This window comes from Bacillus sp. Root131 (assembly GCF_001429475.1).
Classification (GTDB): Bacteria; Bacillota; Bacilli; order Bacillales; family Bacillaceae_G; genus Bacillus_A; species Bacillus_A thuringiensis_S.
The window spans coordinates 327,299-349,770 of record NZ_LMJQ01000023.1 but is presented as its reverse complement, the minus strand read 5'-3'; the positions used below and the strand labels follow the sequence as shown (position 1 = coordinate 349,770).

Genomic DNA, 22,472 nt, shown 5'->3' with positions numbered 1-22,472 from the left:
TTATTAATAGTTTAAATCTTCTTTTGTGCGGAACTCTTCAACGTCAGATTCGTTTACCCATTCGTCTTTTGCGAATAACTTATACGATTCTCCATTATTTGTTTTCTTAATACCTTGGATTTCATGCCACATATCACCTAGTCTTGCCATGTTACCTACACGGTTTAACTTTTCTTCTTTTAATGCCAATGAACCTTTCATTGCGTAGAAGTTTAATAGAATTGTAGGGTTTAATTCTTCATTAAATACATGACCATCTGCTGTTTCACTTGGTTCTTGTAATACTAAGCCTGTTTCGGTATGAACTAAGAACACGTCTACTAGACGACCTCTTACTACCCCTCTTAGTGTAGCTACAACGTTCTCTACTGGTGACTGTTCTATTTCTTCTTTCTTAATGTCTTGACTTAAAACGAACTTCTCAAATGGATAACCCTGTGTATCTCGTCCTATTTGTTCGTCTATAATATCTATACCTACAACCTGACAAAATGCTTCTAAGTCTTCTTTCTTACGGAATATGCCTACTGTTTCATTTTGTTTGTTATACAGGTTAATAATCGTTTCTAACTTATTTCTACCTTGTTTATTATGCATAATTGCTCTTGTTTGTTGATAATAACTTGATTCCATTCGATTGATATATCCGTTTTGCTTTACAAACTCGTCTAATGGCTCAGCTTTCTTCGATGATAGATTAAATCCGTTGTGACTAGATGAAGAAGATGGTTTATAAATTGTAACTTCTTTGTCTTTTACTTCTGCATAGATGTCTACGACAAAACCACCTACAATACCCCTTAGTAGCCATAGTTCGGAATCTTTACTGTCTTTTGGAACTTGGTTCGGATTATGAATTGTTTTCAGTTTGATTTCTTTACTTGTACGATATACTTTTGTTAAACCGTTCATGAAGGTATCTTTTTCACCATACTCAATCAGTTCAATACTTAAAGTTGATAGTAGTCTTTCTAGTTGGTTTTGGTTTAAAAAGCTACCTACACTTGTTCCATCTTTACTTACTAACAAGATTGGATTTTTGAAGAAATTATTCTCTGTTTTGCTTGCCTTTACTACATAGGTTTGCATATTTTCTCGTTCTGCTTGTACTAAAACATCCTTTGCTGATTGTAATTTATCGTTTGTCATTGTTATTACCCCTCTACATTTTCTTTAGTGTACCGTTTTCTTTAAAGAATTTATGTGTTTGTATACTATCAAGTTTTGTTGCATTAAAGCCGTTAAGAAAACAAAGTGGCTTAGGTTTGTATAATGTTACAGTAGACTCTTGTACGTCTAAAACCATATCTACTAACGAACCCATTACAATACCCCTTGCTTGCTTTACATTTTTACCGTTCGGATACTCTTTTGGCGAACTTACCTTTTCTATATGAAACTCCCTTGTTGGTTTTAATACTTCTACTAATCCGTCTGATTCTGTTTGCCTAGATAAGAATGGTGTCAATTCAACATTCACTAGTTTAAGGAATTTCATTAATTGTTCCTTCTCTTTATAAATCGCCATATTAGAACTATTTTCTGTTTCTACATGACAGTGAGACTTATAAAACCTGTTTTCTGTTTTCTCAATCAATACTACATAAGAACCTATTCCGTAACCTTCGCTAAATCAATTACATCTTCTGCTCTTTCTAGTTTATCCATAGTCTATACCCCGATTCTTGTTTAAGAATATTACTCTTCTACTTCAACCCATGTTTCATCTTTCTCTGACCATACTGCTTTTACATTTTCACGGTATACATGCAAGCAACTTTGTTTTCCGCAACTTGGACACATTTCGACTCCTGTTTCTACTAAGTTCATTTCATCACACCAACAACAGCCTACTTCTGATACTTGTTTACTCATTACTTTCTTACCCCTTTTATAGTTTATTGTGTATTTAACCTATAAATTCGACTCAAATTAGAAATATGTACAGACACACTTCTAATTTACTAGTTATTACTTATTTTATAATGTTTAGACTTCCGTTTTCTTTGGAAAACTCTAACACACCGCCTGTTTCGTTAAATCCATTTCTTATACAAATTGATTTTGGTTGATATAACACTATTTCGTTCTCTTTTACGTCTAGTGCTACATCTACAATCCTACCTGATACAATACCCCTTGCTTTCTTAATAGAAGTCTTAGGAAACTTCTTTGGTGAGTTTATTACCTCTAACTTGAATTCTTTTGGTGATTTTAGTATTGTAACTTTCCCATGATGCCTTGTTTGTGCTGTTAATACAGGTTCTAACTCTAAGTCTATTTCTCTCAATAATCTAAATAGATGTTCTGCCTTTCTATATCTTGCTAGTTTGTAGTTTTCTTTCGTCATGATAGAATAGGTATCCTTGAAAATTCCTACCCCTAGTTTCTCTACTTCTACTACATATGTATCTTCTAAACCAATTAGTCCTTTTATTTTTGCTAAGTCTATTACTGTTACTGCTGATTGTATTATGTCTGTTTGCATCCCCATACCCCTTATTTATTTAATTTAGTGTTCCGTTCTCTTTAATGAAGTCCTCAGTCTCCATAACTCTGTTGAATCCTTCGTTTACTTTAAAATAGATTGGCTTGTATAGAGTTACTAAGTTTCTATCTACAGTTACATATACATCTACAACCGATTCTTCTGAAATACCCCTAATTTTGTGAACGATTTCTACGTTTGGTACTTGTTCTACATGGTTAATATGGATGATTCTGAAGTTTTTAGATGGTTTATATACTGTTACTTTGCCTTCATCTAACGTTTCTTTCTCCATAACTGGTGTTAATTTTACATCTACCAGTTTTAAGAATCTATTTATCTGTTCTTTTGTTGTATACTTACCTACTACATACTTTGCTAAACTGTATACTGTATATGTACCCTCTACTTCTACTACACAAGAACCTATACCCTCTTGTCTTGCTAGTGTTAGAACTTCTTGCGAAGACCTTGGTCTGTAAGAACCCATATTATCTACCCCTATTCGATTTGGATTGATTTATTTCTCTATGTTTAAACTTCCGTTTTCTTCTAAGAATTCTACTTGTGCTTTCATTTCCAATGGTTTGAATACTTGTGGTACGTTTGGATGTGGTGTATGCACAACTGTAACACTCTTTTCTTTTGTTACATAACAGTCTACCACGTAATACCCTACTAAACCTTTACATTTTACTGAACCACTTGGAATTGTCTTTGTATTATAATATGTATTGAATCCGATTAATTGGTTTGATTGGTAACGAGTGCAAAGCCCGTAACTTGGTGTTTGAAACTCTTCAATCATAGTTAATTCCGTACCTGTTAGGTCACACCATCTGTCTAACTGCTCTCTATCTGAAAAGTAGAATAAGTCTACTCCGTTATCACCGTGTACTACGATGTTTTGCTTTCTTGACATATCTGTTCTTTCTACTACTGTTACGATTGGCATTTGCTTACCCTTCTTTCTTCTCTTTAACTTATACATATATTATACCATAAGTTTCTTATTTTGTCAAATATGTTTATAAATTAGTTATACATACAAAAAGACAGAAGCACTACCCCTTATTAGGTAACACCTCTGTCTTTATTCGTTTGTTAGATTAAGAATTTCTTCTTGTCTCTAATATACTGCATATGTTCTTCTAACGGTAAAGGTACATATACGTTTTTAAAGTTTGGATTAGGTCTAAAGATACCAAAGGCTATCGGTGTTACGTATACATAACAGTCTACAATAGAGCCATTACTCATTCCTTTATGTTTTATTGCACCTTGAGGTATTTGACTTAGGTCTCCAAAGGAGAACTGTTGAACTGACTTACTTAGTTCATAAACTTTAACCGTGTCAGGGAACATTGCTGTGTTTTTAGGTAATTCCATCATAGAAACTCCCATCAGTTTACACCATGCACTCAATTGTTCTCGTGTATCAAACTCAGCTAAATAATAATTTTGAGATACAAATCTTACAATATACCTACTTCTATGTCTCTCGTTAATTTCGCTCGTCTCAGTTAAATAAATTTCTTCCATTACTCCGTTATACATGATAAACCTCCAGTTTAGTATCGACTACCCGTATTAGACTCTAAATTTTGTATTGTCCTTGTTAAATGCAATATGTTCTTCTATTGGTAAAGGCTTGTATACTTCTTTTGCATTCGGGTTTGGACGAAATACTGTCGTTACCCCTTGCTGAACATATACGTAACAATCTACAATACTACCGTTTGATAGACCTTTATGTCTCTTTACTCCTTGTGGTAATTCTTGTGGATACCAAAACAATACTTCTCGGATTACTTGGTCTATTCGATATGTTGTAACACCTGATGAATTCGTGTCTATATGTACTAATGTAATTCCCATTAGTTTAGACCATGCGTCTAATTGAGTTCTTGTATCAAACGCATTCATTTGAAAAGTTGAACCCATGTAATGAACAACGAATTTACTACGAGGGAATCTTGGGTCTACCTTTTCTACTTCCGTTACATAGATGTTTCTCGCTCCTTGCATAACTCTACCTCCGTTTGTATAGTTTAATTTACAGTTCTAATACAAATCATACAAGTCCTTGAAATATGACATTTCGTTTTCTTTCTCATAGACTTGTTTATATTTATTAAACGTTCCATTCTCTTCAATGAACTTAATATGATTCGCCACCTCTAAAGGTAGAAAAACGTCCTTATGAAGAGGGTTAGGTCTATAAATCGTTGTGACATTTCCGATTACATGTACATAACACGTAACGAGATTTCCATATGATACCCCTTGACAAGATTCAGCATGTAAAGGTATATCTCTCAATCTGAAAAACTCATACGTATGAAAAATTTGTTCCGTTCTATACTCCATTACCTGCAAGCCTTCAAAATAATCTGCTCTTGGCATACCTAGTTTTACGCCTACTAACTCAGCCCATCTTTTTAACTGTTCATACTTTGAAAATTCAGCTATTATAGAACTATCTTCCCCATGTACCATAAATTTACTACGGTGTTTATTGAATTGTGGACTCGTTATACCTGTAATACGAATTTTCATAGTGATTTACCCCTTTCTCGTTTTGTAAGAATTGAGGGTCGGCTATCGCCTTAACCCTCCTACTGGACTTCAACCCAAAAGACCAGTTTGTATTAGTTTACAAATTATAGTACTACGTTACTAGTAACTAACCCCTTCAATATTGGAATACTTGTAAATTTCTCCTGCGATATTTTGTAACTCTTTCATTTCTTTCTCTGTTAACTCTTTCCTTTTCTGCAACACAACTTGAATAGAAACAAGTTTACTAGCAAAAGCGCAACTTCTAGCACGGTACTTCTTGATGTCTACCTTCTTTGCTAGTTTGACTAACTCTTCTTCACTATCAAACATCTTATCCCAAGTTAGAAAACTATGAAATTGTTCATCTAAGTTTACATACTTCATTTGATTACCCCTCTTTTAGCGCATTAATCTAGCTAAATCACGTTCATAAATAACATTTAACTCGATAACTAAAGTTTTACCTTCTGTTCTTCGGTCTTCTACCCATATTCTACAATAATGACCAACTAAAGCTGTGTTTATAATTGTTAATTCACTCGTTTTTCTTAAATCCTCTTCTGTTTCTCTTACGACTTCTTCGAATGGTTTGTCACCTAATAAATCTAAACTATACTGATGACCTCCATTATACTCATTGTTTTGGTAATACTGGCGACTTAATACATACTTTAAGTCTTTATCCATTCCTTACAACCTTCTTTCCTTCATCTACTTTCCTACCCCTTGTTACTCAAAATCGTAAAAGAAATAGTCTTTAATCTTTAAGTTAGAATATCTGATACCTAATGACAGGTCTTCTGCTACAAATGTTCCTTCTTTTTCATTGATACTAATAACTTTTAAATTACTAAATCTGTCTCTAGCATAACGTGACATGTTTATCCTCCTTACATGTTGTTATAATATTTGTATATCTCTTTTGCGATTCTCTTCGTTTGTGTGATTTGTGGATTTGTTAAACCTTGCCCACTAGCTAGTCTCTTCTGAAACCCTTCTACATACTTCCAACCTTTACAACCTTTTTGTTTAAATACCTCTAAGTCTATATTAGCTAAACAAAGAAGTAATTCTTGTTCACTATCAAACATTTTATCCCAAGGTAGTTTACCGAAATAATAGTTGTTCCAGTTTTCTCCTACTAGCTGTTTCATCCTACACACTCCTTACTTACATACGTATAGATGTCTTTTGCAATTCTTTTTAGTTGTAATACTTGTGATACGGATAAAGGTAAACCACAAGCAAGTCTACTTTGGAAATCCTTTACTAGTTTTGGATTCTCATAACCCCTTCCCTTGTAATCTTCATAGTTTACAAGGGTTAGAGCATGGATTAATTCACTTTCATTCTCAAACATTTTATTCCAAGGTAGTTTACCCAACTGAAAATCTAATATATCTTCCCTAACTATCTGTTTCATTTTGGATACCCCTGCTCTTTTAAAGCATCATTTACAATGGCAATTGCTTGTTTGTAGTCTAGGATATTATGATTATAATACACATTTGATAAACGTAATAACTCTTTACCTTCTTGTTTTGGGAAGAAGTTATTTGGGTCTCCAATGATTTCAAATGTTTCTAAACCATCATTGTGAAACTCCATTTCAATTTTATCTACCAGTTCATTATAGTCTTCTTTGTCTACTTCTACTCGACATTCGAATACTACCCCTAGCGTAGAGTCTATTAATTGCAATAACCCTGTATCTAATGTATGGACGTCTTCTCTTACTTTTAACCAATCCACATACGTATGTATGTCTCGCCCACCTATACGTCTATCTAACTCAACTTTCCCGTGCTGACGTACAATTAAGTGCAACCCTGACGAATTAATGTCTACCTCAATATTCATTCCTTCTAAGGTACGCTTGTATTTTGCTTTCTTTGAAGTCCCTGAATCCAAGTTATAGTTTAATAAAGAATTGATTAAAAATACAGTGTGGTTCAATGCAATGCGATTAGACATTACTTCTTCATCCGTGTTCAGTTGATTTTTATCAATTTCATAGGCTCTTTGTGAAGTTAGCATCTTCAACTTTGCGTATAAATTTAGTTCCTCATCATTTGCAATCAAGTCTCTTCCTGTCATATAAGAGATTAATTTCTTAACCTCTCCTTTCCCATATGATGAATTAACCGTTTCTCCAACTTCTTCTACTTGTTTAATGTAATCTGTTGCCATTTTATACTCAACCCTTCTTTTATGATAGATAAATGATATTTTCTATTATGATTCCGTTTAACTTACCACAAATGATACCCACATTCATTTAAAATATAGTCATCTAATGAATATAGTTTATCCCAAACTTCACCATCGTTTTTCATACGACCTCTACCGTTTTTCTTCCAGTATGGTCTTTCACCACTGTCACCTGTAGTTCCGAAATTATAACCATCAATCTCAGCAAAACAACGTTTAATTAACTTAGAACCCGGTTTATTTACTTCATAATAAGAAGCTGATACCCCTTTACCTTTTACTGTTACTAATTGGTGTTTCTCTTCTCTTATTAATTCTAAATTTAGACTTTCTCTAATTGCCTTTAATTCCTCGTGCATAACTACCCCTCTTTTCTTTAATTATTAACCTTTTCTGTTTATATGCCACTTGCTATCCGTCTATCTTTTATAGAAATAACAATCATGTTCGTTTACTAAGAAAGAATCTGCTTCTACTAGTTTAGCTTCTACTTCCTTTTGGTTCTTCATTCGACCTCGACCATTTTTCTTCCAATATGGTTTCCCAGTAAGGCTTTCGAATGTACTAAATTTATAACCGTTTACAGTACCAAAAGAACGTTTTAATGCACAAGACCCTTGTTCATATGCTTCATAGTAGTATAACTCTAAGTCTTCACCTCTTACTATCACAAAATTCTTTTCTGTTCTCTCCATTGTTAAATTCATGATTGTAACCTCCCTTAACTTATATACTTATTATAACATAAAGTTCTTTATTTGTCAAATATGTATTTTAAATAACTACTAGTTTACTACTTAAATTTACATACTTTCCAATAAATAAGAAAAAGCAACCATATAAAAATATAGTTGCTTTTTCTCTTTGTATTGTTTATAGGTAAATGAATGTATCTTCTAATTGAATATTGTCGTTTATTGTAAACTCTATTGGTGTTACGAATTCACTTGTACCTTGTTTTGGTTTGTAAATATCAGTTGCTTTTTCTTTAACATCTACATATCCTACTACTTTTGAAATTGTATTCCCTTTTAGAGCTAACTTAACTGGTCTAGCCGTTAGTGGTACTTCTTTCTTGTCTGAAAACTCTTTTACCTTGATAGCCTTATCTACTACAAAGTTTGTAATAGTTATTGTCTCAAACTCGTATGTTTTAGAGTCGAAAACATCAAGGTTTACTTCAACTAATCTTGCCCAATCTCTAAAGTAATCCTTGTCTGTACCATCTACTAATACGTTATTTTGCTCATCGTGTACATATACATGAGATTTCTTAGAGTTTTCAATTTCAATTATCTTTACTTTTAGCATATAACTACCCCTCTCTCTTAACGAAAAGTTTGTCTTGTTATCTTTGCAATAGCTGTTACATATTCAATGTAACTGATAGGTAATACTTCTATGTCTTCCCTTGATTCTCTTGCTTCTTGTAGAAACTTTTGAGCCATTTCGGATTCATAGATTGGAACATATAAGATTGTTTTGTTATCTATTTTTAAGACGTTACCTATAATATACTGATTTTCACCTTCTAAACCAAGGTCTATCTTAATTTTCTCTGTACTTGTTAAATCTAAATCTACATTATCACCGTATAGATTAATTGCTACACTATGTTTTACTGTAGCAATCATCATGTTTACGCCATAATAAGCTGAATGAGAGAAATTGATAGATGAAAATGGAATACCTACTGTTTCACACCACTTTTCACATTTCTCTAATGCTTGGTTTGATTCCTCTTTCCACACTACCCCTCCACTATTTTCAATAACTACTGATTTTCGTTCTTCGTTTGGTACTCCTGCGATTGTAATTGTAAGCATTGCTTTTTCTCCTTTAATAGTTTTCTCTTACTCTTTGCTCAAACTCTACATCAATAGATGTGTCTTCTAAACCTAATTTTAAAACTGGTAATTTACCTTCTTTGTCTAATGCTTCTTTATGTGAAGACTCAAATACTTCTGAATCTAGTTTTGGTAAATAAATGCTTGTTAACCCACAAAAGTTACCAATGTAAGCAAGGGTGTTTTTCACAACTTCTTTTCCATCTTCTACTACTTTTCGTTCTACTATTACTTCTTTCATTGTAGGAATGATGTCTGCATTTATAGACTTATAGAAGTACAGCTTTACATCGTGTTCTACATAAGCATCTTTTACGAATACACCGAATAGGTTTTCTCTTCTAAAGAAAATAGAATTAAAGTTAACTCCCACTAAACTAAGCCATTCGTTTAACTCTTCTACTGCATTGTCTGATTCCATTCCAAATAGAGTTCGGTTTGTTGTATTCTTTACAAGCACAACTTCTTTGTCTACCCCTTCTTTTCTTGCAATTGTAATTGAAATCATAACCTAACCAACCCTTCCGTTACTGGACGTAATTGTAAAACAGGTATAGTTTCTATACTGTTTATTACTTTATTTGCTAGTTCTTGAAATACCTCTGAATCTTGTAAAGGTACATATACTCTTGTAACACTACCTTTTGCATGGACGAAACACATCGTTTCTGTAAGGGAAGACATAGTTGATGTACTATACTGTGACGCATGAATTCTACATGGTTTTGAATCTGTAGGTACTTTGTCTACGCTATCAAAGTATGCTAATTCTATGTAATGGTTAAGAACCCAATTATCCTTATGTACTTCTCCTATTGTAGATTTATAAGGCATTTGTTTGTTTTCACCATCAATACCCATCAGTTCAAACCATTGTTTTAAATTCTCCAATGCTTTTCCTGACTGACTTTCAAATAAAACCCGTTCTCTTGTGTCTAGTACTCTTGCTACTTTTGTTGTTTTGTTTACATTAACCTCTGTTTTAACAACTAACATACTACCTACCCCTACTCTTCAAAGATTTTCTTCTTACTACGCTTCACAATGTTGTCTGTTACTTCTACATGTATGTTTTGTCTGATAAACAACTCTAATTCAAATGCGATAAACGGTTCACTTACTACTTGTGCATGAAAGTTACCTTCTTCGTCTACTACAACAACTGTGTCTAATAATCCGCCTGCACTTAACACATCACCTAATTTTAGTTCTTCACCTTTTGCTGTTGTAACTCCTACATTAAGATTAACCATTCTTTACTGCTCCTTTTCGATTAAAGTATTGTTCTAATAATTCTTTACCTGTTTTAATTGTTACGTAATACTCTCCGTCATACAGTTTTCCCTCTGAAGGTTTATGGAAATCTTCATATTTAGGGAAGTCTTCATTCTCTTCAAATGATTTCTTTGCAACATCCATGTCTTCTGCTGTAATTTTAGCAAACAACCTACCGATGTCAAATACCCCTTCTTCATCAATACTCTCTTCTACAAGGTAATGTTCCTCTTCCTCTATAGGTGTTAGTTTCTTTTTCGTTACGGAATAATAATGTCCTGTTTCCTCTTCCTGTACCCCTATGAAAATCCAACCTACTCTTGTAACTCTACATGGTGCTAATCCTAGTAATGTGTAAGCAACTACCTTTTGGTCTACAACGTATTTCCCCATCTTATCTACCCCTTTATTCTTTTAATGTAATATTATAGCGGTCTCTTTGTTGTGAAGACATAAACTGACCAATAAATTGTAAGTCATACCAATTAAATTGATTCATTTGTTCCTTTTGCTTATTGGTTTTGATATTAACCTTTACCACCATCTTAAATGCTTGTTGACCTGTTTCGTTTAAGGAGTTATAAAAGCCCTTTAAATATCTAATTTGTAAAGGAGACAGTTTTCCATCTTCTTTAATTTGTTTTACGATACTATTATAGAAGTTATTATTTTGTGGTACGATTTTCTCATCTAATTCACGGTTTAAGAATCGTTTTAGATACTCGTTCTTATCTTCTGTTAAACGCTTCTCTGTAACCACTTGTCCTTTTGTATCATAGAATGTTTCTGTAAACCCTTCTGTAAATTTCTTGATACATTCAGAACCTACTACCATTGCTTGTTTGTTTAAACGATTAATAATTGTAAACTCATAACGGATTCTCTCATGACAACATAAATGACAGTTTGCTCCACAAAACTTATTGTCTACCATTCCATAATATACCCACTCTTGCTTTGCCTTTGAAAAATTACGCTTTTCTACACTCTTGCTGAATAAGTTTAGTTTTGCCTTATGTAACCAGTTGCTCATGACTAGAAACCCTCTTTTCTCATTTATTTATAATACTATTATACCATAAAGTTCTGTATTTGTCAAATAAGTGTATAAATGCAAATAAAAGCAACCATATGTACTATACAGTTGCTCTTTTATATCTATGTTACAGGAATAGTTTAAATGGAGGTAAATTATCAAACTCTCTTCCATCTAATAAGTTAAAAGGATGATTAAAATACTCAGACTGTACAAGCGGTTTGTAAAATGTTATTTCTTGGTTACCTACATGTACATAGCATAAAACCTCTACTCTTGCATAAGGTTCTTCTGCTCCCTCTACTACAATCCCTTTTACTTGTTTTACATACTTAGGTAATTCGTCTAATTTCATAAAACCTTTTGTTTTAATGCTTACTTCTAATGAATATTTCTCTATAGATATTGTTTCTAAATCAGTAATTTGAGGTGAATCAGATAAACCTAAGTTTAATAAATCTAAGAAATCATCTAATACTTCTACGTCTGGTGAATCCATTAATAAGTTTTTATTACCATCATATACAAACAAGGTAACAATATTGGAGTCTTTTGCTGTTACTTTATATACTTTAATCATAAGATTACCCCTTTGTACGCTTTATTTTATATGCTTCATACCAGTCTTACATAAATAAATAGATTTGCGGTAACTTATCGTATGCCTCCTTATTCATATATTTTCTAGGGTGGTCAAAATACTGTGACTCTTTTGCTGGTTTATACATTGTTGTTTTATGTTCTCCTACCTTAACAAAACCTAATACTCGCATGTTCGGATTTCTTTCGCTGTTAGTTACATATGTTAAAATTGGTTTTACATTTTTAAATAGTTTGTTTGCATCCATGTATTCTTCTATTTCAATTTCTCTGTCTGATTCAAATACAGTAATTTGAATTTCTCCAATTCTATGAAGTACAAATTCTTTTGGAAGTTCTACCCCTACGAATTCAGACCATTCTTCGAATACTAGTTTGTCTGCACCATCTAATAAAAGTTTCCCTACTTCATCATATACGTAAAATAGTTCTTCCTCAGAGTTTTCTGCTACAATACGGTTTATTCTAATCATTTACTTTACCCCTTTATTTACTTGTAGAATAATTGGTGCTACTTTTTCATTGTAGTCTTCTTTACTTAATAACGTTCTTGGATGTGCATGATATTTTGACTCATAAACAGGTTTATAAATTGTTGTTCGTTCTTCTCCTACATGAACAAAACATAAAATATCTTGACATTTTGTATCGTTAGCTGTTTCTACAACCGTCTCTGCTCTTAGATACTTTACATCTTTTGGTACTTCGTCTAATTCCTCAAACTCTTGTACAACAATATCACGATTAACAACTCTATTTGTAATAGTAATAGCTTGTAATGTTTGTTTTGTTTCTGATATACAGGAGTCTACTCCCATTAAATCACACCAAGCTAAAAATGTATGTGACTCTGCCCCATCTAAAACTAAGTTATCACTTGTATCATACACATAACTTGTTTTAATGTCTGACTGTTTTGCTTGTACCGTTGTAATGAATAACATAATATCTACCCCTATTCGTTATTTTCTTCTACTGAACAGTGTTTAGGATGAATTTGTAACGCAACATCTACCAATACTCGTTTTCCTTTATCATTATCGAAATAATGATATTTCGTTACTTGCATTCCACAGTTTGTACAAAATGCAATACCGTGTTGAAGACCCCATTCTAAATATAGTGATTTCTTACACACCCAACATGTTCCAGTTGGTTTTGCAAAATCTTTTAAATACTCTTCTAGCTTTTCAGTTGAGATACCTGATGGTATATAAGGAATATCCTTTAAAGTTGCTACTGGAAGATTTTTCGCTTCTTCCAGCATTTTTATTGTGTCTTCTTTTGTAATCTCTTTTGTTTCGTTACACATAATTACTTACCCCTCTCAGTTACAGAACTTTTCTAAAATTACTCGTTGTGCATATGACATGATAGATACTAACTCACCATTAAACGTTCTTACATCTTTTTCAGTATACCCATCGGACAAAATGTTTTCTACCTCTACTACATTACCCCAAGATATAGATTCACCATTAAGCGTTCTTACCTCTTTTTCAGCATACCAATCAGACACGATGTTTTCCACCTCTACTACAATATCATCCCAAGTTACAGATAGTTTGTCTGGATTTAATTTATGTTGTAATGCTCCAAATACAAAAGCTACCTTAGCAAATTCTTCGTTTGCAAATCTGACTTCTTTGTTTTCCATCGTAGTTCTCCTTATCTCTCAAATTTAGTAGAATAACCTTCTTCTTTAATAACTGCGTTTACGATATCCAATGCAAGTTGAATCTCTGAATAATGTAAACCATAATACATTGTGTGGATGCAAATGATATCATCATGAGTTGCACTTGAAGATTTACAAATATGTTGATTTCCTACAGTCCAACCTCCACCTGCTCGTACTTGTGTCATTAAACCGTTAGCTACAAACTCTTTCCGAATTCTTGCTTTAATTGGTTCAATATTGTTTGGGTTTACTTTATATACCGATTCAAACATATCAGAAGAAGTTCCAAAGTTCTCAATCCAAAGACCAAAGTCTACATTTTCTCTTACTTCTTTCGTTGTTTCATACCAACCTCTTGCATGAATAAGTTCTGAACTTCCTACTATTGTGTTTAATATAGTTTTCTCACCGTTTCGAATAGATAATATGAATCCTTTCTCATTAATTCGCATATCTGCTCGAAAACCATCAACTGTACGAGAATAATCTAAGTTACTTCCGTTTTTAGTAACTTCTTCAAACTTCAAAATGCTGTTTATTAAATAGATTGTATGTTTTAGTGCTAGTTTATGTAATTCTAATAGGTCTTTTTGACCATAACTGTATTCTGTTAAATCATAATCTCTCCATGATGTAATTTGTCTCAACTTACGTAAAGTCGATAATTCTTTCGATTCAAAGATTGCTTGTCGTTTCTTCATTGCTTCGACTAGTCTTTCGCCACTACCTTTAATAATATACTCTTCAATCTTGTTTACTGCTTCACTTACTTGACTAATATAATCATACCCTTTGTTTGTTCCCAACATAACTATCTCCCCTTAACGTTTACTATACTTATATTATACCATAAAGTTCTGTATTTGTCAAATATAGATATAAGAAAAGCAACTAGTCTATTGACCAGTTGCTTGACTACCCCTTTATCCGTTAATTACTGGGATTTGGAAAGCTAATGTATCTACTAATATGTTACTACTTAGAAACTCTTTTTCTAATGACTTTAATGTTTCATCGCTTAATTCTTGTGATAAATGATATACAACAATCGTTTTATCATATACCCCTAACCAGCCTTCTACGTTAAATCCGTTTACTTTTGTGATAATTTGTATTAACTCATTATCTAATTCGTCTTCTTTGTTAAATGTTTTATATACTAGATTGTAGTCTACATTAGACTCTATCGTAACTATGTTTGAAATTGTAGAAGTATTATCTACTGTATGTAGTTCAATACCTGTTACTGTTAGAAATTTCTCCATTAACTCAGGTAGCGGTGAAACAAACACAACTTCATCTTCTTCTGACACAACACCTGATAATAGTTTTAAATTGAATCCTCTTAGTCTGTACTTTAATTCTACTTTCATGTGTATACCCCCCCCTTTTTTTTATTTATTTGTAAGTCTATTACTCAGTGATGATTGGAATATTGTATTGTACTCTGTTTGGCTTTGGAATGTGGAAGAATACTTTATCTGTCAAGTCTTCGTGAATTAACTTTGTGCTTAACTCTTCTAGTTTATCTTCTCCTAAATCCCATGCATAATGATGTACAATAATGTTTTTACCTTGTACTTCCATATAACCATATAGCGTATTTTCATCTACATAAGTAACAACTTGTTCCAAACCTTGTGGTACTTCGTCTACACTTGTAAATGGTTTGTATGTAAATTCAAAATCAAAATCTACACTAATATAAAGTGTTTCTCCTAAAACCTCTGCACCGTGTACGCCACTTAGTTCTACCTCTAACACATCTAAGAAGTGTTTTAGTGTTTCTTCACTATTGGCATGAAACAGTATATCAGATATGTCTTGAATAATACCATTCATTAGTTTAAACTGTAAACCTTTTAGTTCATACTTAATTGACATTTTCATTTGCTTTCTCTCCTTACTTGATTTATTTAGTTTCATTCGGTACATGGAAGTGTAACATTCTTCCTAAGTCTCTACTTAGTAAGATATCTCTTTGTTCCTCTAAATAGTCTGTTCCTACTTCCTTTGAGATATGGTGGATAATTAATGTTTTACCTTGTACTTCTAAGAAGCCATCCACTAAAATACCGTCTACATAGGTAATTACACGCTCTAACTCTAATGTTACATTTAATTCATCAACATCTTTATAGGGTTTAAATACAAACTCACGGTCTAACATAGTAGAAGTATAATATGTTTCTCCTACTGTACCTAAAGTTTGTCTTCCTTTTAACTCAATACCTGTTAGTTCTAAAAACTTTCTCATTGCGTATTTGCTACTCGCTGAAAAGAATACATTTTCTTTATTATCAGTTACTTTACCACCTTTAAGTTTTAACTCACTATCTACCAGTTCATAGTTCATTTGAATAATCACGTTTATCTCTCCCTCATCTTTAACATACCTATATTGTAACATAAAACTCTCTATTTGTCAAATTAAGTTTTATTCGTACATATAGAAAAGCAACTAGTTTATAGCTAGTTGTTCTATTCTTATTATGCGTTTACTAATGATGGAATGTGGAATTGAATCATACCAAGTAGGTCTCCACTCATTAACTCTTCATCTAATTTTTCTAGTTTCTTTTGTCCTAATTCTCGTGAAGGATGATGTACAATAATGTTTTTACCTTGTACTTCCATATACCCCTCAACTGAAACATTATCAATATGAACCATTACCCGTTCTAATCCTAATGGTAACTTTTCTGTACTCATATATGGTTTGTAAATGAATTCTCGGTCTAATGATGTTGTAAGTGATACTACATCACCTTGTACTTCTACAGTTGGTACACCTGATACTGCAATATCAGCTACTTCTAAAAACTTATCTAATACAGGTTTATGGTTTGTAAAGAATAGTAACTCGTCTTGATGTGTTACTCGACCTCCTACTAACTCCATACCTTTGATTGTTCGATTATAGTTTAATGTGATTTTCATTATTACCTCTCCCTTATCTTTAACATGCTTATATTATACCATTAAGTTTCTTATTTGTCAAATATAGTTATAAGAAAAGACAACCCGTTTATAACGAATTGCCTATACCCCATTATTAATTAATATGAAAGATTAAATTAGACGACATTGTTTTACGATACTTAGATAGTTCATGTGTCATTTTGTGTAGATTTTTATCTTCTTCAAAGTTTGGATAATATAATGTAATGTTATTTTTATCCGCTTCAACATAGCCTACATATAATGAACCGTTTAATACAACTTCTACCATCATTAACTCATCAGGTAGTTCATGCATAGATGTGTAAGGTTCTAGTTTGAATTCTTTATATGTTTTATACGTGTTTGTAACACCTTCACTTGTAGTTTCTGATTTAGTAGGACTATATAATTCTAAATTAAATATGGATAAGAATTTACGGAAGGTTTGTATATCTGTACAGTGATACACTAATTTACCTTCATAGTACACCATAGCCCCTTGTAATGTGTATTCTAAATCTCTTTGTGTATAATATGTTTCAACGACTAAACCTTTTAATTCCATTTGTAATACCCCTCTCTTATGCTGATAACTCTCCGTTTAGTTCACTTACTGAAAAGATTGGATACTCTTCTAGTTGGAACTCTCTGTTTGATTCAATTAATACATAACTAATACTGTCTAATACTTCATCTTTCATGTCTTCTGCGTAATGATATAAAGTTACACCATTATCCTCTTGAACTAAGAAACCTTCCGTTTTCCAATCTCTTACCCCTACAATACATTTTGAGTATGGTTTTGTTACATCTTTAATAGAATGAATTGGTTTTGTAACCAGTTTCTTTCCAACTAGGTATGTAACAACGAACTTACCATTTTCAATAGACTCTTGAAGAGGTTCACCGATTTCTACCCCTATTGCTTCCATAAAGTAATTTAAAACTTTCTCACTGTCTGTTGAGAATAGTAATTTACCTTCTTGTTTAACCTCTACTGTTTGCAACTCTACTTTTAGTTTTCTTCTCTTATACACTACTTCGATAATCATACTTGTTCACTCCCTACCCCTAAAATGTGATTCATAACGAATACTGGTTTATATACTTGTGGTTCTATTCCTGCCATATATTGTTTTGTGTATAACGCTTTAAATTCATCTTCTGTAAAATCATAAGAAGGATAATAGATAGTTGCTACTTCGTCTCTCACACAAATATAACCGATTGTATGCTCTTTGTTTATAACAGTAACGCATTCGTTTCTCATATGAGGTACTTCGTCTAAGCTCTTATATTGCTTAAATTCAAATCTCTTGTCTAGCTTGTAACGGTTTACAACTGAATCATCATCAGCATAAGCTTCAAATATCATACCTACTTTGATTTCCGTTTTCTTTAGTAAATCTCGAAATACATCCATATTATTTGTACGGAATAATTCTTTATCTCCGTCTAGAATGCTTGCTACACAAAACTGAAACTGAAAATCATGTTGTCGGTATGTCATTTTTAGTTCCATCTTACTTACCCTCCGATTCTGATTTATAGTATTGATTGTCTACCATATAATCAATTAAGAATACAGGAACACGACTAATGTCTGAATTGCGCTTTTTGAATAATTCAAATGCTAATCGTTTTAATTTTTCTGTACCTAGTTCCAATGCTGGATACCAAATTGTAATGATATCTTCTTTTATACTTACTGCACCTTCCGTTACAATGGAGTCTACTACTGTAATAACGTACTCTGCTCGTAAAGGTACTTCTTCTTTATTTGTAAAAGGTCTTAATGCGATTGTTTGGTCTAAATGATATGTATTTTGGATTAGGATATTACCTACTTCTGATTTAACAGGTGTTCTTAGTTCGATTCCTAATTTACGTAGGAAAGATTGATATACTGTTAAGTCTCCTGTTTGAAATAGTTCTTTCTCTCCATCTTTCAGTTGTGCCACATGAAATTTTACTTCGCCATTTTCTATAATATGATTCGTTTCTAGTTTTAACATTACTCTTCTCCTTCTCTAATATGGAATATTGTTTTACCCTCAGGATTACCGAAAAATAGTTCATTGTATCCTGTTTTCGGATAATAAACTGTTAGTTCGTTTCCTTCTTTATGGAAATACCCCTTTGCTAACTTGTTTTCTTACAAACTCTACACTCTTTTATGCTACTTGGTAAGTCTTCTTTAAATTCAAATTGTTTGAGTTGTAGTATATAATCAAACTCATATAATCTCGTTACATTATGCTTATCTGATACAATCGTAGATGGACTTACTAGTTTGATACCTGTAAACTCAATTAGACTCTCTACCTCTTTTGGAGAAAATCCACTGTAAACTAGTACACCATCAGTTGTATATAAACCTGCTATGTTTAGAAAGATTTCAAAGCTGTTATAGGTATACACGACTTCTAGTCTCATTCTTTACCTCCTACTTCATCTTCGTTCTCTTTAAATAATACCAAGTTCATACCTAAACCTGTTGCAATTAATTCTACTGTTGACAGTCTAGGATAAGTAAAAGTATGAGCGCTTGCTTCAAATCTAGCAATTGCGGATTGCTTTAAACCTACTCTATCTGCTAACTCTTGTTGAGTTAACCTATAAGCAATTCGTCTTTGAGTAAGAGTTTTTACTATATACGTTAAAAAATCCTCTGTTTCAGATGAAGAATTATAGTTCTCTAATTCTCCTTCTTCTGCAACATCTGTACAAATAAACTCAAATTTATGACTTGGTTTACCCTCAAAAATATAGTCTTTTTCCTTGCTGAATAAAATAAAACTATGTGTAGATACAGGTCTGTCAATAAAGTGTTTACGCATTTCTACCTTATCATTTTCTGTATTTAGTTTGGGTTTATAAATAGTAGTTACTAAATCTGAATTATCTACATAACAAGCTATAAACTCACTACCTGATACCCCTGTAACTTCTGTATTACTTTTTGATAGTTTATTTATTCCTCCTACTTTATATTCTTTGAATATAACAGGTTTAATAGGATTATAGATAAAGATTCCTAATAATGTATCGTCTGTCTCATAATTCATTTCTGTATACACACTACCTATACGAACACCTATAACATGTAAGAAGTCTTTTAGTTGATGAAGGTCGTCTGTGATTAATAAATCCCCTTCTACACTATGAGAAACACGAACTTGTAAAAATTTACGTTCCTCATTCTCAACTTCTTGTTTATGACCTCTATCTGTAATACGAAAAGGCTTTTCATATACAACTTCTACTTTTAAACTGTCTGTACTACACATAATTATACCCCACTTCTATCTTAAATTAATGACAACTCTTCTAACGTTACCTTGTCTGAAAGAGAACCCAACCCCTTACAGTCTTCGACTACCTCTCTTGGATAGTACAGGTATACTTTGTCGTCTTGCTTTCCTACATATAACTTAATAACCTTTTCATCTACTACAGAACCAACCAGTCTTACATCAATTTGCATGGTGTTTTCCTCATGCTCTGTATATGGTACTGCAATAAATTCTTTATCTGATTTAATTTTCATGTTTGAAATAACATAATCTTCGGTGAAAGATAAAATACTTTCGTTTGGATGCTCTACCCCTAAATCGCTTAATAATAGTTTAATTGTAGGTAAGGTAGAACATAAGAAAATTAAGGTATCGTTATGTAATACTCTTATCTGTTTGATAGACCTATCTTCCGTGTTCTTTTCAGATACAACTTGTAATTCTAACATACACTTCACCTCTCTTTTAACTTACTTCTATTATAACATAAGTTTATCAATTTGTCAAATAAAGTATAAAGAAAAGAGGTAGTTTGACCTACCCTTGATGAGATTTAGATGATATGCTCTCCGATAAATTCATTTAGTTTTGTTCTTATCTTTATTAATTCATTGAACTGCTCTATCGTTTCTATTGAACTAGTTGGAATCTTTTCTATTTTCTTTAGTGCATCTTCTAGGATATACTTTGCTTCTTCCAACCCGTTAGTAGATTCCTTAGCGGTTGCACGTAAAGAACAATACTTACCTTCTTTTACTAATATACCGTCTCTACGGGTGTACGCTCTATTTATAATACTTGAAGCTTGGTTTGTATTAATTCCTTCAAAGTTATCTATTAAAATATGTTTTAATTCTTTAAATAAATATTGATTGCCTTGATCAAGTTTACCTGAAAGAACTTTAAATGCATCTTTTGTTAATACTGGTTTTGTTGACACATTAGTTACCTCCTTTCATTTTCTTTACTCTATATGTATAGATATCCATTCCTTTAATCTTATCTTTCTCGACTCCATCCTCTAACTCACAACCCATTTCATTCAGTTTCAATTGTAATTCTTTCTCATTCTCCAAATAATCCATCGGTTCTGAATCCTGATTGAAGAACATTTGAAATTGTACAGTTCCTTCTTCTAAATCTACAAACTTACGAACTAACATACCTTCTTGATATTTTACTGACATACTAAACACTCCTTATAGTTTCATTATGATAGATTAAGTAAATAGCGAACCCAACCGCTTTTCCTTAACTCTGAACCTATCATAACATAGCAAAAATCCTTTGTATATAGGGTTTGCAAACGTTCTCAAACGTCTATTTTACCTACCCCTAGGGAGCCTTTTGTAGAGCGATTTCTATCTAAAAATAATTTTGGATGTTTCGTATATGTTTACTTTTACGTCTCGTATGTCTGAATAAAAAAAAAGAAGTAGCATTTGCTACCTCTCTTACTGATTGATAAAATAAAAAATCATTCTGAAATCTTCGGATTCTCTTTCCTCTTCCTTTTCTTCTTTATACGGGTTTGATAATTTTAAACCTTTACTTTCTAACCATTTGTGTAACTCTTCCATAGACTCTAGTTCTGCTACCGTATTACTAATACTATACTGGTACACATGAACTGACTTTATTTTTCCTTTGTCTTCTCCTAACATTTCCTCGTAAGCCACTACTTTATAACCATCTGATTCTTTTACAGGAAACTCATATACAACTTTACTATCTATAACTTTCTCAATAGGGTTTTCTATTTTACAACACATATCTAATAGAGTAATTTCTAACTCTTCTTTTGTTAAACCGTCTTGAAGCACCTTACTATTTATACTATCGAACAACTGAATCTTATCTAAGGTTTGTACTCCATTTTCATCTTCTTTATACTCTGCATGAACTACCATTCCACTTTTATACCTTAACCCATACTAAACACTCCCTCGATTAACTTATATCTTATTATAACATATAGTTTCTTATTTGTCAAATATAGATAAAATAAAAAGAGTAGGTTTTACCCTACCCCTTAATACTATATAAAGTCGATTGTACGAATACCATGTTCAACAATCAAATCCTGAACTGGTTGTGGTAACATTTCATAACATTCACTTTGTGGTTTTGGACGATAAATTGTTGTTTCGTTTCCTTCTGTATGAACGTAACAAAATACAACATCACCACATACTAAACCTACCATTCTTGTAACATCAGTTGGTATTTCTTCTTTATCAGTTACAAATACTTCTTTCAATGTATGAGGTACTTCATAGTTTAATACTTTACGGTTTTTAACCTCAACTAAACTTGAACCGGTTGCATATGTATGGTCTAACTTAAATCCTAGCTTGTTTGACCACTCTTCAAATGAATCTTTTTGACTAAACTCATATACAACTCCGTTTAGGTTACTATGTACAATTACTTTTTCTACTTCTCTTTTTGCATACCCTCGTTTATCACCTTTAAGTACTTCTTTTACTAAAATCATAGTCTTATACTCCTATCTTGTTTAAAATATGTAACC

At 32.3% G+C, this 22,472-nt stretch carries 45 protein-coding genes; all 45 read right to left on the bottom strand.

What is annotated here, in order from left to right; genetic code table 11:
• Positions 1–3 precede the first annotated feature (3 nt).
• Entirely contained in the window at positions 4–1,149 is a 1,146-nt protein-coding gene (locus ASE54_RS26575; RefSeq protein ID WP_000180308.1) for a hypothetical protein, read from the bottom strand.
• A gap of 13 nt (positions 1,150–1,162) precedes the next feature.
• A complete protein-coding gene (locus ASE54_RS26570; protein ID WP_226790168.1) occupies positions 1,163–1,597 on the bottom strand; it encodes a hypothetical protein in 435 nt (144 codons plus the stop codon).
• Positions 1,598–1,698: 101 nt separating this feature from the next.
• Positions 1,699–1,875 carry a hypothetical protein gene (locus tag ASE54_RS36570; protein ID WP_000043868.1) on the bottom strand — a complete coding sequence of 59 codons (177 nt, stop codon included), beginning with the start codon at positions 1,873–1,875 and terminating at the stop codon, positions 1,699–1,701.
• A gap of 100 nt (positions 1,876–1,975) precedes the next feature.
• Positions 1,976–2,488 (bottom strand): hypothetical protein, encoded by a 513-nt coding sequence (locus ASE54_RS26565; RefSeq protein WP_001192562.1) that lies wholly within the window; start codon positions 2,486–2,488, stop codon positions 1,976–1,978.
• A 19-nt stretch (positions 2,489–2,507) separates the two neighbouring features.
• Positions 2,508–2,978, bottom strand: coding sequence for a hypothetical protein (locus tag ASE54_RS26560; protein WP_000536135.1), 471 nt, complete (start codon positions 2,976–2,978; stop codon positions 2,508–2,510).
• 30 nt (positions 2,979–3,008) lie between these two features.
• Positions 3,009–3,443 (bottom strand): hypothetical protein, encoded by a 435-nt coding sequence (locus ASE54_RS26555; protein WP_001123291.1) that lies wholly within the window; start codon positions 3,441–3,443, stop codon positions 3,009–3,011.
• A gap of 149 nt (positions 3,444–3,592) precedes the next feature.
• Positions 3,593–4,045 (bottom strand): hypothetical protein, encoded by a 453-nt coding sequence (locus ASE54_RS26550; protein ID WP_000282317.1) that lies wholly within the window; start codon positions 4,043–4,045, stop codon positions 3,593–3,595.
• Positions 4,046–4,078: 33 nt separating this feature from the next.
• Positions 4,079–4,516, bottom strand: a complete 438-nt coding sequence (locus ASE54_RS26545) for a hypothetical protein (protein WP_001161121.1) — start codon at positions 4,514–4,516, stop codon at positions 4,079–4,081.
• Positions 4,517–4,552: 36 nt separating this feature from the next.
• Positions 4,553–5,047: a hypothetical protein gene (locus ASE54_RS26540; protein WP_000702215.1), complete on the bottom strand. Its 495-nt coding sequence runs from the start codon at positions 5,045–5,047 to the stop codon at positions 4,553–4,555.
• 120 nt (positions 5,048–5,167) lie between these two features.
• Positions 5,168–5,434 (bottom strand): hypothetical protein, encoded by a 267-nt coding sequence (locus ASE54_RS26535; protein WP_000878394.1) that lies wholly within the window; start codon positions 5,432–5,434, stop codon positions 5,168–5,170.
• A 15-nt stretch (positions 5,435–5,449) separates the two neighbouring features.
• On the bottom strand, positions 5,450–5,737 hold the full coding sequence (locus tag ASE54_RS26530) for a hypothetical protein (RefSeq protein ID WP_000356575.1): 288 nt from the start codon (positions 5,735–5,737) through the stop codon (positions 5,450–5,452).
• 42 nt (positions 5,738–5,779) lie between these two features.
• Positions 5,780–5,929, bottom strand: a complete 150-nt coding sequence (locus ASE54_RS35995) for a hypothetical protein (protein ID WP_153578738.1) — start codon at positions 5,927–5,929, stop codon at positions 5,780–5,782.
• An 11-nt stretch (positions 5,930–5,940) separates the two neighbouring features.
• Positions 5,941–6,204 carry a hypothetical protein gene (locus tag ASE54_RS26525; protein ID WP_000812006.1) on the bottom strand — a complete coding sequence of 88 codons (264 nt, stop codon included), beginning with the start codon at positions 6,202–6,204 and terminating at the stop codon, positions 5,941–5,943.
• Positions 6,201–6,473 (bottom strand): hypothetical protein, encoded by a 273-nt coding sequence (locus tag ASE54_RS26520; RefSeq protein WP_000810060.1) that lies wholly within the window; start codon positions 6,471–6,473, stop codon positions 6,201–6,203. The genes ASE54_RS26525 and ASE54_RS26520 overlap by 4 nt, the downstream gene beginning before the upstream one ends.
• Positions 6,470–7,240, bottom strand: a complete 771-nt coding sequence (locus ASE54_RS26515) for a hypothetical protein (RefSeq protein WP_000179850.1) — start codon at positions 7,238–7,240, stop codon at positions 6,470–6,472. The genes ASE54_RS26520 and ASE54_RS26515 overlap by 4 nt, the downstream gene beginning before the upstream one ends.
• Before the next feature lie 62 nt (positions 7,241–7,302).
• The gene (locus ASE54_RS26510) at positions 7,303–7,620 is read right to left on the bottom strand and encodes a hypothetical protein (RefSeq protein WP_000544086.1); all 318 of its coding nucleotides are present in this window, start codon (positions 7,618–7,620) and stop codon (positions 7,303–7,305) included.
• Between the two features lie 60 nt (positions 7,621–7,680).
• Positions 7,681–7,968, bottom strand: coding sequence for a hypothetical protein (locus ASE54_RS26505; protein ID WP_001054763.1), 288 nt, complete (start codon positions 7,966–7,968; stop codon positions 7,681–7,683).
• 166 nt (positions 7,969–8,134) lie between these two features.
• A complete protein-coding gene (locus ASE54_RS26500; RefSeq protein ID WP_000921707.1) occupies positions 8,135–8,572 on the bottom strand; it encodes a hypothetical protein in 438 nt (145 codons plus the stop codon).
• Positions 8,573–8,589: 17 nt separating this feature from the next.
• Positions 8,590–9,087, bottom strand: a complete 498-nt coding sequence (locus tag ASE54_RS26495) for a hypothetical protein (RefSeq protein ID WP_000956016.1) — start codon at positions 9,085–9,087, stop codon at positions 8,590–8,592.
• Between the two features lie 13 nt (positions 9,088–9,100).
• Positions 9,101–9,616: a hypothetical protein gene (locus ASE54_RS26490; RefSeq protein WP_000623677.1), complete on the bottom strand. Its 516-nt coding sequence runs from the start codon at positions 9,614–9,616 to the stop codon at positions 9,101–9,103.
• Positions 9,613–10,104, bottom strand: coding sequence for a hypothetical protein (locus tag ASE54_RS26485; RefSeq protein WP_000962017.1), 492 nt, complete (start codon positions 10,102–10,104; stop codon positions 9,613–9,615). The genes ASE54_RS26490 and ASE54_RS26485 overlap by 4 nt, the downstream gene beginning before the upstream one ends.
• 11 nt (positions 10,105–10,115) lie before the next feature.
• Positions 10,116–10,361, bottom strand: coding sequence for a hypothetical protein (locus tag ASE54_RS26480; protein WP_000247734.1), 246 nt, complete (start codon positions 10,359–10,361; stop codon positions 10,116–10,118).
• A complete protein-coding gene (locus tag ASE54_RS26475) occupies positions 10,354–10,776 on the bottom strand; it encodes a hypothetical protein (RefSeq protein WP_000521735.1) in 423 nt (140 codons plus the stop codon). The genes ASE54_RS26480 and ASE54_RS26475 overlap by 8 nt, the downstream gene beginning before the upstream one ends.
• A 13-nt stretch (positions 10,777–10,789) precedes the next feature.
• Positions 10,790–11,416, bottom strand: coding sequence for a hypothetical protein (locus ASE54_RS26470; RefSeq protein WP_000073509.1), 627 nt, complete (start codon positions 11,414–11,416; stop codon positions 10,790–10,792).
• A 130-nt stretch (positions 11,417–11,546) separates the two neighbouring features.
• Entirely contained in the window at positions 11,547–11,999 is a 453-nt protein-coding gene (locus ASE54_RS26465) for a hypothetical protein (protein ID WP_000598891.1), read from the bottom strand.
• Between the two features lie 46 nt (positions 12,000–12,045).
• Positions 12,046–12,492, bottom strand: coding sequence for a hypothetical protein (locus tag ASE54_RS26460; RefSeq protein ID WP_000619349.1), 447 nt, complete (start codon positions 12,490–12,492; stop codon positions 12,046–12,048).
• Positions 12,493–12,963 carry a hypothetical protein gene (locus tag ASE54_RS26455; protein WP_000897590.1) on the bottom strand — a complete coding sequence of 157 codons (471 nt, stop codon included), beginning with the start codon at positions 12,961–12,963 and terminating at the stop codon, positions 12,493–12,495. It abuts the gene before it with no gap.
• A gap of 11 nt (positions 12,964–12,974) precedes the next feature.
• Positions 12,975–13,331, bottom strand: a complete 357-nt coding sequence (locus ASE54_RS26450) for a hypothetical protein (RefSeq protein ID WP_000336093.1) — start codon at positions 13,329–13,331, stop codon at positions 12,975–12,977.
• A 15-nt stretch (positions 13,332–13,346) separates the two neighbouring features.
• Positions 13,347–13,676 carry a hypothetical protein gene (locus ASE54_RS26445; RefSeq protein ID WP_000428149.1) on the bottom strand — a complete coding sequence of 110 codons (330 nt, stop codon included), beginning with the start codon at positions 13,674–13,676 and terminating at the stop codon, positions 13,347–13,349.
• Positions 13,677–13,687: 11 nt separating this feature from the next.
• The gene (locus ASE54_RS26440) at positions 13,688–14,509 is read right to left on the bottom strand and encodes a hypothetical protein (RefSeq protein WP_000901793.1); all 822 of its coding nucleotides are present in this window, start codon (positions 14,507–14,509) and stop codon (positions 13,688–13,690) included.
• Positions 14,510–14,623: 114 nt separating this feature from the next.
• Positions 14,624–15,073 (bottom strand): hypothetical protein, encoded by a 450-nt coding sequence (locus ASE54_RS26435; RefSeq protein WP_000861938.1) that lies wholly within the window; start codon positions 15,071–15,073, stop codon positions 14,624–14,626.
• Between the two features lie 40 nt (positions 15,074–15,113).
• Positions 15,114–15,590 carry a hypothetical protein gene (locus ASE54_RS26430; RefSeq protein ID WP_000784072.1) on the bottom strand — a complete coding sequence of 159 codons (477 nt, stop codon included), beginning with the start codon at positions 15,588–15,590 and terminating at the stop codon, positions 15,114–15,116.
• Positions 15,591–15,612: 22 nt separating this feature from the next.
• Complete coding sequence (locus ASE54_RS26425) at positions 15,613–16,068, bottom strand: hypothetical protein (protein WP_000586660.1); 456 nt, start codon at positions 16,066–16,068, stop codon at positions 15,613–15,615.
• 122 nt (positions 16,069–16,190) lie between these two features.
• On the bottom strand, positions 16,191–16,640 hold the full coding sequence (locus ASE54_RS26420; RefSeq protein ID WP_000705176.1) for a hypothetical protein: 450 nt from the start codon (positions 16,638–16,640) through the stop codon (positions 16,191–16,193).
• Positions 16,641–16,755: 115 nt separating this feature from the next.
• Entirely contained in the window at positions 16,756–17,208 is a 453-nt protein-coding gene (locus ASE54_RS26415) for a hypothetical protein (RefSeq protein ID WP_000420686.1), read from the bottom strand.
• 16 nt (positions 17,209–17,224) lie between these two features.
• Positions 17,225–17,695 (bottom strand): hypothetical protein, encoded by a 471-nt coding sequence (locus tag ASE54_RS26410; protein WP_000583123.1) that lies wholly within the window; start codon positions 17,693–17,695, stop codon positions 17,225–17,227.
• Positions 17,692–18,165: a hypothetical protein gene (locus ASE54_RS26405; protein WP_000421083.1), complete on the bottom strand. Its 474-nt coding sequence runs from the start codon at positions 18,163–18,165 to the stop codon at positions 17,692–17,694. The genes ASE54_RS26410 and ASE54_RS26405 overlap by 4 nt, the downstream gene beginning before the upstream one ends.
• Position 18,166: 1 nt before the next feature.
• Positions 18,167–18,658 (bottom strand): hypothetical protein, encoded by a 492-nt coding sequence (locus tag ASE54_RS26400; RefSeq protein WP_000915516.1) that lies wholly within the window; start codon positions 18,656–18,658, stop codon positions 18,167–18,169.
• 127 nt (positions 18,659–18,785) lie between these two features.
• Positions 18,786–19,079, bottom strand: coding sequence for a hypothetical protein (locus tag ASE54_RS26395; protein WP_001235509.1), 294 nt, complete (start codon positions 19,077–19,079; stop codon positions 18,786–18,788).
• The gene (locus ASE54_RS26390) at positions 19,076–19,933 is read right to left on the bottom strand and encodes a helix-turn-helix transcriptional regulator (protein ID WP_000337263.1); all 858 of its coding nucleotides are present in this window, start codon (positions 19,931–19,933) and stop codon (positions 19,076–19,078) included. The genes ASE54_RS26395 and ASE54_RS26390 overlap by 4 nt, the downstream gene beginning before the upstream one ends.
• 20 nt (positions 19,934–19,953) lie before the next feature.
• On the bottom strand, positions 19,954–20,388 hold the full coding sequence (locus ASE54_RS26385) for a hypothetical protein (RefSeq protein ID WP_000891734.1): 435 nt from the start codon (positions 20,386–20,388) through the stop codon (positions 19,954–19,956).
• 104 nt (positions 20,389–20,492) lie between these two features.
• Positions 20,493–20,879: a hypothetical protein gene (locus ASE54_RS26380; protein WP_000105161.1), complete on the bottom strand. Its 387-nt coding sequence runs from the start codon at positions 20,877–20,879 to the stop codon at positions 20,493–20,495.
• A gap of 1 nt (position 20,880) precedes the next feature.
• Positions 20,881–21,126 carry a hypothetical protein gene (locus ASE54_RS26375; protein ID WP_000114348.1) on the bottom strand — a complete coding sequence of 82 codons (246 nt, stop codon included), beginning with the start codon at positions 21,124–21,126 and terminating at the stop codon, positions 20,881–20,883.
• Positions 21,127–21,393: 267 nt separating this feature from the next.
• Entirely contained in the window at positions 21,394–21,849 is a 456-nt protein-coding gene (locus tag ASE54_RS26370; protein ID WP_000260249.1) for a hypothetical protein, read from the bottom strand.
• 128 nt (positions 21,850–21,977) lie between these two features.
• Positions 21,978–22,436, bottom strand: coding sequence for a hypothetical protein (locus tag ASE54_RS26365; protein ID WP_000604585.1), 459 nt, complete (start codon positions 22,434–22,436; stop codon positions 21,978–21,980).
• Positions 22,437–22,472 lie beyond the last annotated feature (36 nt).

What these genes read in the sequence shown, in the direction of transcription:
- ASE54_RS35995 (WP_153578738.1), bottom strand. Translation starts at nt 5,929, where the DNA reads ATGTCACGTTATGCTAGAGACAGATTTAGTAATTTAAAAGTTATTAGT.
- ASE54_RS26540 (WP_000702215.1), bottom strand. Translation starts at nt 5,047, where the DNA reads ATGAAAATTCGTATTACAGGTATAACGAGTCCACAATTCAATAAACAC.
- ASE54_RS26480 (WP_000247734.1), bottom strand. Translation starts at nt 10,361, where the DNA reads ATGGTTAATCTTAATGTAGGAGTTACAACAGCAAAAGGTGAAGAACTA.
- ASE54_RS26395 (WP_001235509.1), bottom strand. Translation starts at nt 19,079, where the DNA reads ATGAGACTAGAAGTCGTGTATACCTATAACAGCTTTGAAATCTTTCTA.
- ASE54_RS26405 (WP_000421083.1), bottom strand. Translation starts at nt 18,165, where the DNA reads ATGGAACTAAAAATGACATACCGACAACATGATTTTCAGTTTCAGTTT.
- ASE54_RS26450 (WP_000336093.1), bottom strand. Translation starts at nt 13,331, where the DNA reads ATGTGTAACGAAACAAAAGAGATTACAAAAGAAGACACAATAAAAATG.
- ASE54_RS26490 (WP_000623677.1), bottom strand. Translation starts at nt 9,616, where the DNA reads ATGATTTCAATTACAATTGCAAGAAAAGAAGGGGTAGACAAAGAAGTT.
- ASE54_RS26510 (WP_000544086.1), bottom strand. Translation starts at nt 7,620, where the DNA reads ATGCACGAGGAATTAAAGGCAATTAGAGAAAGTCTAAATTTAGAATTA.
- ASE54_RS26430 (WP_000784072.1), bottom strand. Translation starts at nt 15,590, where the DNA reads ATGAAAATGTCAATTAAGTATGAACTAAAAGGTTTACAGTTTAAACTA.
- ASE54_RS26365 (WP_000604585.1), bottom strand. Translation starts at nt 22,436, where the DNA reads ATGATTTTAGTAAAAGAAGTACTTAAAGGTGATAAACGAGGGTATGCA.
- ASE54_RS26485 (WP_000962017.1), bottom strand. Translation starts at nt 10,104, where the DNA reads ATGTTAGTTGTTAAAACAGAGGTTAATGTAAACAAAACAACAAAAGTA.
- ASE54_RS26555 (WP_001123291.1), bottom strand. Translation starts at nt 3,443, where the DNA reads ATGCCAATCGTAACAGTAGTAGAAAGAACAGATATGTCAAGAAAGCAA.
- ASE54_RS26435 (WP_000861938.1), bottom strand. Translation starts at nt 15,073, where the DNA reads ATGAAAGTAGAATTAAAGTACAGACTAAGAGGATTCAATTTAAAACTA.
- ASE54_RS26370 (WP_000260249.1), bottom strand. Translation starts at nt 21,849, where the DNA reads ATGGTAGTTCATGCAGAGTATAAAGAAGATGAAAATGGAGTACAAACC.
- ASE54_RS26460 (WP_000619349.1), bottom strand. Translation starts at nt 12,492, where the DNA reads ATGATTAGAATAAACCGTATTGTAGCAGAAAACTCTGAGGAAGAACTA.
- ASE54_RS26495 (WP_000956016.1), bottom strand. Translation starts at nt 9,087, where the DNA reads ATGCTTACAATTACAATCGCAGGAGTACCAAACGAAGAACGAAAATCA.
- ASE54_RS26520 (WP_000810060.1), bottom strand. Translation starts at nt 6,473, where the DNA reads ATGAAACAGATAGTTAGGGAAGATATATTAGATTTTCAGTTGGGTAAA.
- ASE54_RS26515 (WP_000179850.1), bottom strand. Translation starts at nt 7,240, where the DNA reads ATGGCAACAGATTACATTAAACAAGTAGAAGAAGTTGGAGAAACGGTT.
- ASE54_RS26410 (WP_000583123.1), bottom strand. Translation starts at nt 17,695, where the DNA reads ATGATTATCGAAGTAGTGTATAAGAGAAGAAAACTAAAAGTAGAGTTG.
- ASE54_RS26525 (WP_000812006.1), bottom strand. Translation starts at nt 6,204, where the DNA reads ATGAAACAGCTAGTAGGAGAAAACTGGAACAACTATTATTTCGGTAAA.
- ASE54_RS26500 (WP_000921707.1), bottom strand. Translation starts at nt 8,572, where the DNA reads ATGCTAAAAGTAAAGATAATTGAAATTGAAAACTCTAAGAAATCTCAT.
- ASE54_RS26535 (WP_000878394.1), bottom strand. Translation starts at nt 5,434, where the DNA reads ATGAAGTATGTAAACTTAGATGAACAATTTCATAGTTTTCTAACTTGG.
- ASE54_RS26575 (WP_000180308.1), bottom strand. Translation starts at nt 1,149, where the DNA reads ATGACAAACGATAAATTACAATCAGCAAAGGATGTTTTAGTACAAGCA.
- ASE54_RS26475 (WP_000521735.1), bottom strand. Translation starts at nt 10,776, where the DNA reads ATGGGGAAATACGTTGTAGACCAAAAGGTAGTTGCTTACACATTACTA.
- ASE54_RS26445 (WP_000428149.1), bottom strand. Translation starts at nt 13,676, where the DNA reads ATGGAAAACAAAGAAGTCAGATTTGCAAACGAAGAATTTGCTAAGGTA.
- ASE54_RS26420 (WP_000705176.1), bottom strand. Translation starts at nt 16,640, where the DNA reads ATGAAAATCACATTAAACTATAATCGAACAATCAAAGGTATGGAGTTA.
- ASE54_RS26565 (WP_001192562.1), bottom strand. Translation starts at nt 2,488, where the DNA reads ATGCAAACAGACATAATACAATCAGCAGTAACAGTAATAGACTTAGCA.
- ASE54_RS26375 (WP_000114348.1), bottom strand. Translation starts at nt 21,126, where the DNA reads ATGTCAGTAAAATATCAAGAAGGTATGTTAGTTCGTAAGTTTGTAGAT.
- ASE54_RS26505 (WP_001054763.1), bottom strand. Translation starts at nt 7,968, where the DNA reads ATGAATTTAACAATGGAGAGAACAGAAAAGAATTTTGTGATAGTAAGA.
- ASE54_RS36570 (WP_000043868.1), bottom strand. Translation starts at nt 1,875, where the DNA reads ATGAGTAAACAAGTATCAGAAGTAGGCTGTTGTTGGTGTGATGAAATG.
- ASE54_RS26560 (WP_000536135.1), bottom strand. Translation starts at nt 2,978, where the DNA reads ATGGGTTCTTACAGACCAAGGTCTTCGCAAGAAGTTCTAACACTAGCA.
- ASE54_RS26440 (WP_000901793.1), bottom strand. Translation starts at nt 14,509, where the DNA reads ATGTTGGGAACAAACAAAGGGTATGATTATATTAGTCAAGTAAGTGAA.
- ASE54_RS26470 (WP_000073509.1), bottom strand. Translation starts at nt 11,416, where the DNA reads ATGAGCAACTGGTTACATAAGGCAAAACTAAACTTATTCAGCAAGAGT.
- ASE54_RS26455 (WP_000897590.1), bottom strand. Translation starts at nt 12,963, where the DNA reads ATGTTATTCATTACAACGGTACAAGCAAAACAGTCAGACATTAAAACA.
- ASE54_RS26400 (WP_000915516.1), bottom strand. Translation starts at nt 18,658, where the DNA reads ATGTTAAAACTAGAAACGAATCATATTATAGAAAATGGCGAAGTAAAA.
- ASE54_RS26415 (WP_000420686.1), bottom strand. Translation starts at nt 17,208, where the DNA reads ATGGAATTAAAAGGTTTAGTCGTTGAAACATATTATACACAAAGAGAT.
- ASE54_RS26550 (WP_000282317.1), bottom strand. Translation starts at nt 4,045, where the DNA reads ATGTATAACGGAGTAATGGAAGAAATTTATTTAACTGAGACGAGCGAA.
- ASE54_RS26530 (WP_000356575.1), bottom strand. Translation starts at nt 5,737, where the DNA reads ATGGATAAAGACTTAAAGTATGTATTAAGTCGCCAGTATTACCAAAAC.
- ASE54_RS26465 (WP_000598891.1), bottom strand. Translation starts at nt 11,999, where the DNA reads ATGATTAAAGTATATAAAGTAACAGCAAAAGACTCCAATATTGTTACC.
- ASE54_RS26545 (WP_001161121.1), bottom strand. Translation starts at nt 4,516, where the DNA reads ATGCAAGGAGCGAGAAACATCTATGTAACGGAAGTAGAAAAGGTAGAC.
- ASE54_RS26390 (WP_000337263.1), bottom strand. Translation starts at nt 19,933, where the DNA reads ATGTGTAGTACAGACAGTTTAAAAGTAGAAGTTGTATATGAAAAGCCT.
- ASE54_RS26385 (WP_000891734.1), bottom strand. Translation starts at nt 20,388, where the DNA reads ATGTTAGAATTACAAGTTGTATCTGAAAAGAACACGGAAGATAGGTCT.